General features: G+C 48.8%; 10 protein-coding genes and 1 tRNA gene. 7 read left to right on the forward strand and 4 right to left on the reverse strand.

Annotation, left to right across the window (positions count from 1 at the left end; all coding sequences use genetic code 11):
• The first annotated feature begins 116 nt into the window (after positions 1-116).
• Positions 117-2,405, forward strand: coding sequence for an O-antigen ligase family protein (locus tag ACQY33_RS04865; RefSeq protein ID WP_428074501.1), 2,289 nt, complete (start codon positions 117-119; stop codon positions 2,403-2,405).
• Between the two features lie 1,088 nt (positions 2,406-3,493).
• Here the strand turns inward: ACQY33_RS04865 and ACQY33_RS04870 are convergent.
• Positions 3,494-3,566, reverse strand: a tRNA-Thr gene (locus tag ACQY33_RS04870).
• 144 nt (positions 3,567-3,710) lie between these two features.
• Here ACQY33_RS04870 and ACQY33_RS04875 point away from each other — a divergent pair.
• The gene (locus tag ACQY33_RS04875; protein WP_428074503.1) at positions 3,711-4,778 is read left to right on the forward strand and encodes a hypothetical protein; all 1,068 of its coding nucleotides are present in this window, start codon (positions 3,711-3,713) and stop codon (positions 4,776-4,778) included.
• Positions 4,779-5,048: 270 nt separating this feature from the next.
• On the opposite strand, the gene ACQY33_RS04880 is transcribed toward ACQY33_RS04875, so the two are convergent.
• Together ACQY33_RS04880 and ybaK are read right to left on the reverse strand one after the other, a co-directional pair.
• Positions 5,049-5,873, reverse strand: coding sequence for an RDD family protein (locus tag ACQY33_RS04880; RefSeq protein WP_428074505.1), 825 nt, complete (start codon positions 5,871-5,873; stop codon positions 5,049-5,051).
• A 90-nt stretch (positions 5,874-5,963) separates the two neighbouring features.
• Positions 5,964-6,446, reverse strand: a complete 483-nt coding sequence (gene ybaK / locus ACQY33_RS04885; RefSeq protein WP_428074507.1) for a Cys-tRNA(Pro) deacylase — start codon at positions 6,444-6,446, stop codon at positions 5,964-5,966.
• 114 nt (positions 6,447-6,560) lie between these two features.
• Between ybaK and ACQY33_RS04890 the strand changes: the two genes are divergently transcribed.
• Complete coding sequence (locus tag ACQY33_RS04890) at positions 6,561-7,112, forward strand: type IV pilin protein (protein WP_428074509.1); 552 nt, start codon at positions 6,561-6,563, stop codon at positions 7,110-7,112.
• A 57-nt stretch (positions 7,113-7,169) separates the two neighbouring features.
• On the opposite strand, the gene uvrA is transcribed toward ACQY33_RS04890, so the two are convergent.
• On the reverse strand, positions 7,170-10,118 hold the full coding sequence (gene uvrA, locus ACQY33_RS04895) for an excinuclease ABC subunit UvrA (protein WP_428074511.1): 2,949 nt from the start codon (positions 10,116-10,118) through the stop codon (positions 7,170-7,172).
• A gap of 99 nt (positions 10,119-10,217) precedes the next feature.
• On the opposite strand from uvrA, the gene ACQY33_RS04900 reads away from it, so the two are divergent.
• From ACQY33_RS04900 to ACQY33_RS04915, 4 genes are read left to right on the forward strand one after another with little or no spacing between them, the layout of a single operon-like run.
• Positions 10,218-11,270, forward strand: coding sequence for a lysylphosphatidylglycerol synthase transmembrane domain-containing protein (locus tag ACQY33_RS04900; RefSeq protein WP_428074513.1), 1,053 nt, complete (start codon positions 10,218-10,220; stop codon positions 11,268-11,270).
• Positions 11,267-11,785, forward strand: a complete 519-nt coding sequence (locus ACQY33_RS04905; RefSeq protein WP_428074515.1) for a gamma carbonic anhydrase family protein — start codon at positions 11,267-11,269, stop codon at positions 11,783-11,785. Before ACQY33_RS04900 ends, ACQY33_RS04905 begins: the two co-directional genes overlap by 4 nt.
• Positions 11,782-12,147, forward strand: a complete 366-nt coding sequence (locus ACQY33_RS04910) for a response regulator transcription factor (protein ID WP_428074517.1) — start codon at positions 11,782-11,784, stop codon at positions 12,145-12,147. The genes ACQY33_RS04905 and ACQY33_RS04910 overlap by 4 nt, the downstream gene beginning before the upstream one ends.
• A gap of 50 nt (positions 12,148-12,197) precedes the next feature.
• Positions 12,198-13,274 (forward strand): tetratricopeptide repeat protein, encoded by a 1,077-nt coding sequence (locus ACQY33_RS04915; RefSeq protein WP_428074519.1) that lies wholly within the window; start codon positions 12,198-12,200, stop codon positions 13,272-13,274.
• Positions 13,275-13,459 lie beyond the last annotated feature (185 nt).

The raw sequence follows: 13,459 nt of genomic DNA on the forward strand, positions 1-13,459 counted from the left end.
AATAAAAATCTCCTTATGACTGGTATAAATTGTACATAAATAGTATACCAAAAAACCCGTAAAATGCAACACGGGCCTTACGCGCGGGAAGAATAAAAAATTGTTAATATATGAATATGGCTAAAAAACGCGTTTCACAGAAACAGTATATCTCTTCCGCACACGCAAAACCGCAGGGCGGTTTATCCGTTCCCGGCATTTTTATGCGCAAAGCTTTGGCTTGGGGCGCCGGGATACTGGGTATATTTATTACCGTTTCTTTTTTTACCGGTACGTATGACACGGCCCAAGCCAAAGACACGCTTCTTTTTGGCGGGGGGAGTGCGCTGGTTTTATGGTGGATTTCGCTTCTGGCGCAGGAAAAACGTTTTTTTGTTTCCCGGGCTAATTGGCTTTGGTATATTCCTTTTTTGGGATATTACGCGTTTATGCTGGCTTCCGTACTATGGGCGCCGTACCGTACCGAATGCTGGGCAGAGTTTAGCCGTTACGTATTGTATTTTGGGTTGACCCTGTTGGCGTTGGCGCAGTTTAGGTCGTTTTCCGTACGGGTACTCAGCCGCTGTATTGTATGGGCGGCGTGGATATCCTACGTTTACGGTTTTTTGCAGGTGATAGACCTTTTCGCGCCGGGGGCTGATTTTATGCCTTGGCGCGCTTTTTTTGGGGACCGTATTTTTTCCACCCAGGCAAACCCCAACTTTTTTGGGGATTTTATTGTTTTTTCCTCTTTTATTGTGCTGGCGGAATTTTTACGCACCCGCCAAAAGCGTTTATTGGTTTTGTACGCCTTGGGGGTGATTGATTTATTCTTTACGCAAAGCAAGGGGGCCTGGCTGGCGTTTGGCGCGGTGTTTGCCGCGGGGGCGTTGGGGTATGTGAACTATTTTTCTTCCCGTTTGGCGGCTTACCGCCGGCGGGTGAATATAGCCGCGGCGTGCGTGGCGGCCGGGGCCGTGCTGTTGGCGGGGGTATATGCGTTAAAGAGGGTGGATTCGGTAGGGTTTCGCGTGCATACTTGGGCTTCCGCCTTTTCCATGGTGCAGGATTCCCCAGTTTTAGGCACCGGGGTGGGCAGTTTTAAAACCATTTATCCCGCTTACAGAAAACCGCAAATTTTCTTTATAGAAAACGCCCATAATACGCAAACCCAACACGCTGAAAACGAAACGCTGGAATTGTGGGTTACGGCGGGCTCGGTGGGGTTAATTTTATTTTTGTGGATGATGTTTTTTGTGTTTTTTTCCGCCCATAAGCGATTGCAGTTTTTGCGCGGGAAAAACCAGCCGGAAAGTTATTGGCTGTGGGGCTACGGCTGCTCTTTGGCGGGTATTTTAATACATAACCAAGTAGACGTAAGCCTGCATTTCGCTTCTACCGGGGTATTTTTTGCCCTCTTTTTGGGGGTGTTGGCGGGGCTATCTGTCCCGGGGGATTGCGGACAGTTAAACGCTCCTTGCGCGGGGGACGGCCCGGCTCCGGTTCTTGCGGGAAAAGCGGGCCCGTTAGCCTGGGGTTTGCGGGTCTTGGTGTGGGCGGCCTTGGCGTGGACGTTTTTTGTGTTGGCGGGGCAATTTGCCGGCGTGACGGAAGTAATGTCTTCCGCCCGGTTTGGGGACGCTTTTTTAAAAGCCTCCGCTTGGGCGGTGTTTTTAGCCGCCGTACTGGGCGTGTTTTTTGTTACCGCGCGCGCGGCGGGGCGGTTTTCCAGCCCGTGCGCGCTGGCTGTTCTTTTGTTGGTTTCCGGGGCTTCTTGCTTGGCTTTTAGGCCGTTCATGGCGGACCATTACTACGGCGTTGCCACCGGTTTTGCCTCCCGCAACCAGCGGGACGGCGCCTTGGATTATTTTCAAAAAGCCATAGAGGCCAACCCGTTTAATATGGCTTACCGCCAATACCGCGCCACCTTGCTTGCGGGCGGGTTGGATTTTGCCAAAACTTTTAATACCAAGAAAGGGGACTCCTCTTCCCCCGCGACGGATTACGAGCGTGTTTTGCGGGATTTTGACGCCGTGCGCGCCGCTTCCCCCAACCATGCGCTTTTACACCAGGCGTATGGAGAGTTTTATTATTCGGCCGCGCTAAAATATTCGGACATGGCTTCCCGCGCGGCGGACCGTACCCAATATGATAAATATAAAAAACTGGCTTTGGAAAATATGGATAAAGCCCAGGCCAGTTTTGAATATTCCTTATTGCTGGACCCGGTCAACCAAGCCACTTATATCTTTTTAACCCAAATTGCCATTTTGCAGCGCCGCCCGCAGGAAGCCCGCGCTTGGATTGCCGCTTACCGGCAGGGTCCGGCTGAAATCAAAGAAGAGGCTTTCTTGCAAAAAATGCGCGCCAACCCGCGTATGGACGCGCTGGAAAAACAGGTGGACGCGGCCTTTGGCAAAAAATAACTTCCTCGGATAAAACACTAATAAAAACAAGCGTTCTTTTTGCAAAGAACGCTTGTTTTAGGTTGGGGTTTTGAAGCGGTTATTTATCTGCTTGTTTAGGGACAGGTAAAAACACGTTTTACTGTTCATTTGGCAACAGCCTCCGGCGCTGCCCAAAAGCCGCTACGGGCGGGGGCTGCATATTAAAAGGGTGTTTCCTCGGAAGTCTGTCACCGCTTTCCAATAACGGCAAGTGTTTGGTTTCCGGGCGTAACGCGGGTGAACAGGGCGCGGCGCCGGCCGCCCATACCGGACGGATGAAAAACGAATGGGGTGTTTGCCCGCTTTAAAACCCCCGTGCACGGTAGCCGTACATCCGCACAAAATAAAAACTGACAGGCAAATAAAAACTATTTTTTTCATAACGCCCCCTTTATATTAAAAACCCATATAGCGTGTTTTTATTACATATTTGGAATAAACGCGGAATAGGCCAAGGCGAGATAGGTGTACGCACTGTTAACAAACAGGCGATTTAGTTGGAAAAAATAGCGATTTAGCGTTTATTACCCAAGCCATTAAACGAATACGAAAAGGCTTTGGCGTTGGAATGTATAAAATAGGCGCTTTGCATAAATAACCCCCGTGGCTAAGATACAGTACCAAAAGTACTTGCTATCCGCACTCGGGGGTTAAATGCCGGACGGTACCTACGGAGACAGTTTCAATACAGAAAAGGTCGTCCGTCCAGCATCCGGCACTTTCAATAATCTAACACTAATAAGGGCGGTTGTCAATTTGGCGTCCGGTCTTTTTCGTTTTGGATAGCGCAGATTATGGTGGAAGAATTTTTCCAAAATATAACCTGGGTACTGGGCGGTAACAGAAAACCGGGCGCTATGCGGATAAATACAAAAGGTACAGATTCAGCCAACCCCGGCGGAGCAAATTTAACGGCCCGTTAGGCTGTTTGTATCCAACAGGCTGAAAATACTTCTATTATATAGAGCAGGGTTCCCTCCTTTGCACAACGCCGTGTTTAAGTGCATGCGGTTTCTGCAATACGGTATGTAAACAAAAGCGCTTTGTCAAAAAAGGCCAATAAAAAAAGCCGAGACGGGGGATCGAACCCCGGACCTACCGCTTACGAAGCGGTTGCTCTACCAGCTGAGCTATCTCGGCATAACACCTGCAAGTAATTGTGTATAAATATTTTACAAAAAACAAAATAGTTTTGCACGTAAAAGCTGTCTAGGTTTTTTGGCCCAGTATTTTTTAGGGCTAAAGGCCCTGTCGCTAAAGCGTGAAAAACGCTACCCTATAATTATGAAAAGACAAAACCTATATATCGCTGTGATTTTTGCGGCTGTCTGCCTGTTAGCGGGCCAAGCTGCTTTCGCCCAAAAAAATCTGGGCCGGGCTGTGCGCCGTTTGGCAAATTCTAAAGCGGAACAGACAGCCTTGGCGGATATGTTTAAGGCTTCATCCGTTGTTAAGAATTCGTCTAAAAAAGCGGGGAAAAATCTTTCTAAAGCCGCCGCTTTTGTAGAAGAAAACCCTGAGGTTCTAAACGCCATTAATAAAGCGCTTACCAAATCGCAGGGGGAGTTGTTATCCTCCTATAAAGTGGATACCCGTGTGTTTTTAACGGATAAGTTCCGCGCTCATTTTTCCGCCAGCGAAGGTAATCCGATTGTTTTCTTGAATATCAGCCATGGTTCCTCTTTAGGGGCGATGGAATTATTTAATAAGTTGGGAAATGTAATGAACAACCGCCGTATGTATATTCAAACGCAGGAAGGCGGTTTGGTGGTTTTATTTAAAAACTATAGTAAAGAGCTAAATGCCGATTTGGAAGAGCTGATGAAAGCGTTCGCCTTAAGCGGCAAGTATAATTTTGTGCAGGCGGCAAACTTACGGACAAACATGCTCTATCTATTTTCTTCCAACGGGAAAAAAGCGATTCATCCCATGACGGAAACGGATTTGGTTGAGTTCTCCCGTGTGTTAGGCAGAGATATGCAGCCGGGCAGAACTTTCCGCCCGCTTACTCCGGCGGCCAAACTAAAAGCCATTCGTTTTATGCAGCATAATGTGCTGGCAAATGATCCCTCCGCCGCTATGGTGGTGTTGGAAAACCGTGGTGTTGTAAAGCTGGCGGGCCAATTCCCGGTGCGCCAAGCCGTATTGGTGAAAGTTACCACGCCGTTTGTCACCCAGGATTTAACCAACACCATTTGGAACCGCGCCAGCGGAGATAACCTGAACTGGGAACAGCAGGTGTTTTTCCAAAACGGAGATTTTGGCGATGACCTCTTGTTACAAACCGCTGTGGACAACCTGTTCCAAGCGTTAAAATATAACTACCGCTTAATTGTGCATTCTTCCCGCTAAGGTTTGCAGAACGGTTTTACTAAAATCCCTCCTGTCTCACGGAGGGATTTTTTATTTTGCGGCGTGTATGGTGGGACTTGCTTTATTTATTTGATGATTTTTTTCTTAAATAAAATAACATCCAATCCGTAAAACAGACGGGACAAAAGGGGACAGCGCAGCGCGATTTTCTTTTCTAACGGCTAGGCGCGTTGGATTAAAACATTAGGAAAATGAAAATAAAAAACGCTTCAGTTTGGTCTGAAGCGTTTTTTATACTGGCGTGGGTTTTTAATTAATTTCGCTGCAAATGTTTTTCCCTTCCGGCAAAGCGGCGGTGCAAACCACGGGGGAACCGTCATACGGTTTAAAAAGCGTATACAGTAAATCCCCCGCCGGGGTGCGCACCGCGGCGGTAATGCCGGCGGGCATAAGCATCATTTCAAAGCCGGGGCATTTCATAATGCGGGGGGTTAATTTTTGGCATTCGTCAAAATCTCCCTGCCAGACGTTGGGGTCCAGCTGGCCTTCTTTCACGCGCTGCAGCTGCAGCGTTTCCGCGCGGGATAAGGCTTCCGTTATGAAAGAGGTTTCCACTTGGTTTGCCATTTGGCGGTATTGGGGCAGGGCGACCGTCATCAGCAGGGCGGATACAAACACCAACGCCAGCAAGATGGATACAATGGTAACCAAGGTGAGGGAATTGTCTTCCGCTTCCACAAAATCGTCCGGGTCAAACTCGGTATTTTTCAGCACCACGGCGCTGTGGCTGATGCGGTCATGCAAGGTCTGTCTTTTATTATCAAACGCCGCAATAAAAAAACCAAAGTAAAACGTAATATTGGTGACGATTTTAGATAAAATACGTTCCGTAGCCTGCCAGAAAGTTAAGCGGCGGCCCCGGCGGTCCACCACTTTTAAGCCCATGATAATTTTACCCAAGCTGGCTTGCATGGGGGAGCTTTCCATTAAAGCATAATACAGCCAAATAATAACCACCGTAGCCACGGAGGCCGTGGTAATGCCGGCGGTTTGGGTAAGCACCCAAAACAGTATGACAAATACCGCCGCGTCAATTAAAAAAGCAAATAAACGTTTCCAAACGCCTGCATACATAATTAAATCCCCCTTAGAGAGTTTTCTTTTATGGTATAAGAAAAGAAACATCTTTTGCAAGTGGAACCGGCAGTTTTTAAGATGGTAATTTTATTTGCACAAGGCAACGGCTTGGGCGTTGGCGGCTTTTAACAAATCCTGCGGGTTTAGTTTAAGCTGCAGCCCGCGCTGCCCGGCGCTTACGTAGATATAATCCCACAAAATGCAGTCTTCATGCACAAAAGTGGGGTAGGCTTTTTTCATGCCCAAAGGAGAACAGCCGCCGCGTACGTAACCGGTAAGGGGCATGAGCTCTTTTACATGCACCATGGAACAGGCTTTATCCCCGGCGGCTTTGGCGGCTAGTTTTAAGTCCAGCTCGGCCGCTCCCGGTATTACGCAGACAAACAGCCCGGTGCGCTCCCCGCGAAGCACCAGTGTTTTGTAAACCTGCTCAATATTTTCGTTGAGAGAGGCCGCCACATGCTGGGCGCTTAGGTCCTCCTCGTCCACGGCGTAGGGGATAAGCTCGTAGGGAATGGATAAATCGTCCAAATGGCGCGCGGCGTTTGTTTTGTGTATTTTTTCTTTCATATTGTACGTATATTATAGAATTTTTGCCCGGGTATTTTAAGAATGCCTTGACGCGTTTTTTTTTTTTTGATAAATTTTGCTAAAAGCAAAATTTAGTTAAAAAAAGGGTTGAGTATGAAAAACGCAAAAACGGGCCAAATAAGTGGCTTTACGTTGATTGAGCTTTTGGTTGTGGTGTTGATTATCGGGATATTGGCTTCCGTGGCTTTGCCGCAGTATGAAAAAGCGGTGGAAAAATCCCGCGCCACACAGGCGTTGGCTTTGCTTAAATCTTACGGGCAGGCTTTTCAAAGTTATTATTTAGCCAATGGTTCTTATCCCTCTTCTTTTGACCAGCTGGATGTAGATATGCCCTGGACCGGGACGGAAAAATGGTATAACATGGCTACAGACAGCCGCTCTAACGGGGAATGGTCCTTGCAAATTTTACACCAATCGGATATTTTGGGACTATATATCGGACGTTTAAAAGGAGAATATAAAGGGGGCGGTTTTGCTTTTTTAGGAGATAATAATTTTAACTATGATCAGGATAATATTATCTGTATGGAAAGAATTTCTACAGGGGTTGTGTTCTCTAAAAATCAAGGAGATTATTGCAATAAACTCTTTGGTGCTTCTTATCAAAAAACTGCAGGCGGAACACGTTTTTTCCGTATGCAATAATTATTTAAAATAAAACACCCCGGTTTATCAAGACCGGGGTGTTTTGTGTTCTGGCATTTATTTTGCCAAAGCCGCTTTTTTGGCGGGTGCTTTTGGGGCGTTTTTCTTTTTACTTTCCTGGGCGGTGTGCAGTTGCGCTTGCGGGTGGGTTTTTAAAAACTCGTCCACGGCGTCCAGCTCCGGCTTTAAGTATTTGCCGGTGTAGGACTGCGGGCAGGCGGCCACTTCACGCGGGGTGCCTTCGCACACAATTTGGCCGCCTTTGTCGCCCCCTTCGGGGCCCAGATCTATCAGCCAGTCGGCCGTTTTAATAACGTCTAAGTTATGCTCAATAATAAGCACGGTATTGCCTTTATCGGCCAGGCCGTGCAGTACGTGAAGCAGCTTGTCAATATCGGCAAAGTGCAGGCCGGTGGTGGGTTCGTCCAAAATATACAGCGTTTTGCCCGTGCCTTTGCGGGAAAGCTCGTCCGCCAGTTTTACACGCTGGGCCTCCCCGCCGGAAAGCGTGGTGGCCGCCTGGCCCAGTTTAATGTAGCCAAGCCCCACGTCATTTAAGGTTTGCAAAATGCGTTTAATGCGGGGGATAGCGTCAAAAAATTCCAGCGCCTGGCTTACGCTCATGTCCAGCACTTCGGCAATGTTTTTGCCTTTAAATTTTACTTGCAGGGTGTCTTCGTTAAAGCGTTTGCCGTCGCACTCTTCGCATTTTACATAGATGTCCGGCAAAAACTGCATTTGAATTTTTAAAATGCCGTCCCCTTGGCATTTTTCGCACCGGCCGCCTTTTACGTTAAAGGAGAAGCGGCCCGGTTTGTAGCCGCGGCGTTTTGCCTCAGGCATTTGGGCAAACAAATCCCGTATATGGGAAAACACGCCCGTGTACGTGGCCGGGTTGCTGCGCGGCGTTTTGCCAATGGGGCTTTGGTCCACAATAATCACTTTATCAATATTTTCCAAGCCTTTAATGTCTTTGTGTTTGCCGGGGGTGTCTTTGGCGTTGTAGAACTTTTTTGCCAGGGCGCGGTATAAAATTTGGTGTATCAGCGTACTCTTGCCCGAGCCGGATACGCCCGTCACGCACACAAATTTGCCCAGGGGGATTTTTACGTCAATATTTTTTAAATTAAATTGCTGGGCTCCCAAAATTTGTATGTTTTTGCCGCTTCCTTTGCGCAGGGTCTTGCGCGGTAAAATCATGCGCTGCCCGTTTAAGTAAGAGGCGGTAAGAGAGTTTTGGTCTTTTAAAAACTCCTCCGTGGGTTCAGACGCAACAATTTGCCCGCCGTGCTCTCCCGCCCCGGGGCCTATTTCCACCACGTAGTCAGAAGCTAAAATGGTGTCTTTGTCGTGTTCTACAATAATGAGGGTATTATCCAAATCCCGCAGGTTTTTAAGGGTTTCTATCAGGCGGTCGTTATCGCGGGAGTGGAGGCCGATGGTGGGCTCGTCCAGCACGTACAGCACGCCCGTTAAGCCGGAGCCTATTTGCGTGGCCAAATGAATGCGCTGGGCCTCTCCGCCGGATAAGGTTTGGCTTTTGCGGTCTAAGGTTAAGTAAGAAAGCCCCACGCTGTTTAAAAAACCCAGGCGGGCTTTAATTTCTTTCAGCACGTCTTTGGCGATGGTTTGCTCCTTGGCGGAAAGTTCCAAACCGTTGATAAACGTAAGCGCGGCCGAGACCTGCATAGATGTTATTTCACGTATGTTTTTACCGCCTACGTAGACGGATAAAGCTTCCGGCTTAAGGCGCGCTCCTTGGCAGGTGGGGCAGGTGACCTCCCGCATAAAACGCTGGTAGACTTCTTCTTTTACAAATTCGCTTTCGCTTTCCTGGTAGCGGCGTTTTAAATTGGTGATAACACCTTCAAAATCCTGCTCTCCGCCGGAGATGACGGATGTGTAACTGGCGTGCCCTTTGCCGTATAAAAGCAAGTCTTTCTGCGCGCGGGAAAGCTTGTTCCACGGCGTGGACATGGAAATGCGGTTCTGGCGGCAGACTTGTTTTAAAATGTCATAATAATACCCGCTCCAGGAGTTTTTCCACCGGTGGGTGCGGGTGGTGACGGGGTTGTCCCACGCGGCGATGGCGCCCTCGTTAATGGATAAAGAAGCGTCCGGCACTACCAGGTCTTCATCCACCTCTATTTTAAGGCCCAGGCCGTTGCAGTCCGGGCAGGCCCCATACGGGGAATTGAAAGAAAAAAGCCGCGGTTCCAGTTCGCTAAACCCAATGCCGCAGTGGGCGCAGGCGTTGTTTTCGCTGTATGTAAACTCGCGCGGGGAGGCCCCTTCGGTTTCCAGCACGCGCACCAGGCCTTTGGAATATTTGAGGGCGTTTTCCAAACTTTCGGTTAAGCGTTCTTTTTCAAACTCTTCCACAAAAATTTCATCGGCCACCAGCTCAATGGTGTGTTTTTTGTAACGCTCCAACACGGGGGGCTGGGCCACTTCGGTAATAATGCCGTCCACCCGCGCTTTTACGTAGCCCTCTTTTTTCAGTTTGGCAAAAAGCTCCTCATACGTTCCCGCGCGGCCCTGCACCAGGGGGGACAAGATATAAACGGTGCTTTCATTGAATTTTTTTAAAATATCCTGGGCGATGCCCTGCACGCTCCACGTTTCCACCGGGCGGCCGCACTGCGGGCAGTGGCGTTTGCCTATGCGCGCGAAAAGCAGGCGCAGGTAATCGTAAATTTCCGTCACCGTGGCCACGGTGGAACGCGGGTTTTTGGAGGGGTTTCTTTGCTCGATGGAAATGGCGGGGGAAAGGCCTTCAATGTGTTCCACGTCCGGCTTTTCCATCAGTTCCAAAAACTGCCGCGCGTAGGCGGACATGCTTTCCACATAGCGCCGTTGGCCTTCGGCGTAAATCGTGTCAAACGCCAAGGAGCTCTTGCCCGAGCCGGAAAGCCCGGTTACCACCGTCATTTTGTCTTTAGGGATTTCCACCGTGATATTTTTTAAATTGTGGCCCTTAGCGCCGATGACTTTAATGCTTTTCATAACTAATTAAAAATTCCGTTTTAAAATGAAAGATAAATAAGCCCAAAAGCTTTATAATAAATTATATAATTTATCTAAGTATCTATTTAAGGTGCGCATATGAAAAAACCCGTTAAATACTTATTGTATGCGTTGGGAATTTTGTTTTCTTTGGGGATTATCGGCCTGCTTATTTACCAAGCCAAAGACAGTTTTGTTAAAATTTGGCGGGAAGTAAGCACCGAGTATCTTGCCCTTTCGGTGCTTTCTTCCGCGTTTATTTATGTGGCCATGGGCATGAGCTTGTATGAGGTGCTGCGCATTATGGGCCGCAAAATAGGCCGCGGTGCCGCGGTGGGAATTGCGCTGGTGTCCACTACGGTAAATTATGTGGTGTCTTCGCTCGGTGTATCGGGTTTTGCGTTGCGCGCGCACCTGCTTAACCGCCGCCGCGTGCCGTTTGGCATGTGCGTAACGGCCAGCATTGTTATTACCGTTCTGCTCTATTTTGTGTTGGCTATTATCATTTTGCAGGGCTCCATTTTGATGTGCATCAACAGTTCCGCCACCACCATGCAGCTTTTGAAGAACTTTATTTTAATTGTGGTGATGTGCGTGGTGTGCGCCGTGGTAACCGCGTTTTTGTTTAATAACGAGTGGCGCTCCAAATGGGTAAGGCGCATTTTCCGCTTGATTAACAAAGTGCTGTTCCACGTTTTCCGGGCGCTTATCCCCAAAGGCAAATACGATGATTTTGTAGACCAGCTGGACGAAGGGATAGACCTTATCCATAAGAAAAAGAACAAACTTACCTGGACGATTATTTACGTCTGCGCGGATTGGCTGTTTACTATTTTGGTGTTGTATTTTGCTTTCCGCGCGGTGGGCGTGCATATTACGGCAGGCGTGCTGGTGGCCGGCTTTGCGGTGGGTATGGTAACCACGTTAATCCCCCTGCTGCCCGGCGGGCTGGGAGCCATGGAACTGGCCATGACGGCCGTTTACGCGCAAATGGGAATTAATTGGGACGCCGCCCTCATGGCTACCTTAATCTACCGCGTGGTGTATTATATTTTGCCCGGCATTGTGAGTATTTTTATTTATTGGGGGCTGCAGCTGTCCGAAGCGCCCCGTTCCAAGAAAAATAAACGTTTACCCGGAAAAACATCATGAGAGAAAGAATTAACGAACTTGTACCCAAAAAACACGCTTCCTGCTATATTCATAAAACGGCCTGCCTGCTGGGCGGCGTAACGCTGGAAGAAAATGTATCCGTTTGGCCTTGCGCCGTGCTGCGCGGGGACATTGCCCCCATTACCGTGGGCGCCGGCAGCAACATACAGGATAACGCCTGCGTGCATGTAAATTACAACAGCCCGGCTGTTATCGGCAAAGGGGTTACGGTGGGGCACGGGGCCATTGTGCACGGCTCCAAAATAGGGGATAACTGCTTAATTGGCATGAACGCCGTGGTATTGGAAAGCGAGATTGGCCCTAACTGCATTATCGGCGCGGGCAGCGTGGTAACGGCGGGCAAGAATATCCCGGCCGGGTCTTTGGTGATGGGCGTGCCCGCCAAAGTGGTGCGCCAACTGGATGAAGACGAGATAAACGGCATTTTACATAACGCGCACGAATACCAGCGTTTAGCCGCGCTTTATAAAGACCAATGTGAGGAAATGCTGTGAAAAAGGTGGTTTTGATAGAAGATTCCAAGGTGCTTGCCACCGCCTTAACGGGCGCCCTAAAGATAGAGGGCGTGGAAACGTTTTGGGCGGCGGACGGGGTAACCGGGGTTTCTTTGGTTAAAAAGCATAAGCCGGATTTGGTGCTGTTGGATTTGATGCTTCCCAAATTAAGCGGGTTTGACGTGTGCAAACTGCTTAAGACGGATAACGCCACCTGGCGTATACCGGTGGTGATCATGTCCACCTTAAGCGATGTGGACTCGCGCGAGCGCGCCACCGAGTCCGGCGCCGACTACTTTATCCCCAAACCGTATGATTTGGTTTCCACGTTGGCGGAAATAAAAAAATATTTAAAGATATAAACGGCCAGAGCGGCCGTTTGTTGTATATATAAAAGTAAAAGGAGAGCTTCATGGCTGTTAAAAAAACAAATCGGCCCGAGCCGGAACTGCTGGAAGAACTGCTGGACGCAAACCAGCCTTCCCGCGCATTGGAACTGTTACAAGGCGTAAGAAATAAAAACGCCCAATTGCGTTTTTTAGAAGGGGAAGCCTACCGCCAATTAGGTTCTTTTGAGAAAGCCATAGCCTCTTATGCCGCTTCTTTGCAAATTTGTGAAAGCGCCGAAGGCCGCATGGACGCGCTTTTGGCCTTGGCCGCGTGTTACCGCACGTTGGGGCATTCCGCCGCCGCGTATGAAATGGGGCAGGACGCGCTTCAAATGGCGCAGGAACTGGAAATGGACGATTACCTGGTCCGCTCCATGCAGGAAATGGGTATGGCTTTGCGCGCTTGGGGCCGGCTGGAAGAAGCCTTGGAACTCTTGGACGCGGTTCTTTCTTATTACCAAGAACAAAAAGACTGGGCCGGCATGAGTTTTATCTGCTGGGCCAAGGGGGGAATCTTCCGCCTGCAGGGCCATTTTGAAGACGGCATTAAACAATTTAAAGACGCTATCCGCCTGGCTAAAAAAGCGGGGGACGAAATCAACCTGGCTTACGGCTATTGCGGTTTGGCGGGCATCAGCCGTATTTGCGGCAAGATTGACGATTGCGTAAAAAATTATAAACTGGCGGAGAAAATTTTCCGCAAAACGCAGGACGTGTTTGGCAAAGCTTATACCAACTGCGGTATGGCCAACGGCCTGCGCCAGCAAGGCAAATACGATGAGGCGCTTAGGCATTATAACGCGGCGGACAAGCTGTATTCCTCCATCAATGACACGGTGGATTTAGGCTTTGTAAAATGGGGCCGCGCGGACATTTTAAAACGCAAAAACAAACTGGCAGAAGCTTTGAAAGACTTGCAGGAAGCCCGCGTTTTGTTTGATAATTCCGATGAAATGCGCGGCCAGATACTGACTAAATTGTCTTTGGCGCAAGTATTGTACGCTTTAGGCAAAACCCAAGAAGCCGAGGAATTATACGAGGAAGCTGTAACCCAAGCGCGCGCAGAAGGCCTGCATACGTATTTGGAAAGTTACACTTAATTTGTTTCTACAAAAACACCAAAACGGGCCGGTTTTTGCCGGCCCGTTTTTTATAACTACTGCTCACAATAAACCCCGGGCGTAAGCCCGAGGGATGGAGTGTGTATCCCCAAATCTTCATATTTAGTACCATCTCAATATGGAACTTACCAAATTAAGTCACTGCGTTTATCACTGCCGATACC

The sequence above is a fragment of the Candidatus Avelusimicrobium aviculae genome (assembly GCF_949292495.1).
Taxonomy (GTDB): domain Bacteria; phylum Elusimicrobiota; class Elusimicrobia; order Elusimicrobiales; family Elusimicrobiaceae; genus Avelusimicrobium; species Avelusimicrobium aviculae.

What these genes read in the sequence shown, in the direction of transcription:
- ACQY33_RS04865 (WP_428074501.1), top strand. Translation starts at nt 117, where the DNA reads ATGGCTAAAAAACGCGTTTCACAGAAACAGTATATCTCTTCCGCACAC.
- ACQY33_RS04875 (WP_428074503.1), top strand. Translation starts at nt 3,711, where the DNA reads ATGAAAAGACAAAACCTATATATCGCTGTGATTTTTGCGGCTGTCTGC.
- ACQY33_RS04880 (WP_428074505.1), bottom strand. Translation starts at nt 5,873, where the DNA reads ATGTATGCAGGCGTTTGGAAACGTTTATTTGCTTTTTTAATTGACGCG.
- ybaK (WP_428074507.1), bottom strand. Translation starts at nt 6,446, where the DNA reads ATGAAAGAAAAAATACACAAAACAAACGCCGCGCGCCATTTGGACGAT.
- ACQY33_RS04890 (WP_428074509.1), top strand. Translation starts at nt 6,561, where the DNA reads ATGAAAAACGCAAAAACGGGCCAAATAAGTGGCTTTACGTTGATTGAG.
- uvrA (WP_428074511.1), bottom strand. Translation starts at nt 10,118, where the DNA reads ATGAAAAGCATTAAAGTCATCGGCGCTAAGGGCCACAATTTAAAAAAT.
- ACQY33_RS04900 (WP_428074513.1), top strand. Translation starts at nt 10,218, where the DNA reads ATGAAAAAACCCGTTAAATACTTATTGTATGCGTTGGGAATTTTGTTT.
- ACQY33_RS04905 (WP_428074515.1), top strand. Translation starts at nt 11,267, where the DNA reads ATGAGAGAAAGAATTAACGAACTTGTACCCAAAAAACACGCTTCCTGC.
- ACQY33_RS04915 (WP_428074519.1), top strand. Translation starts at nt 12,198, where the DNA reads ATGGCTGTTAAAAAAACAAATCGGCCCGAGCCGGAACTGCTGGAAGAA.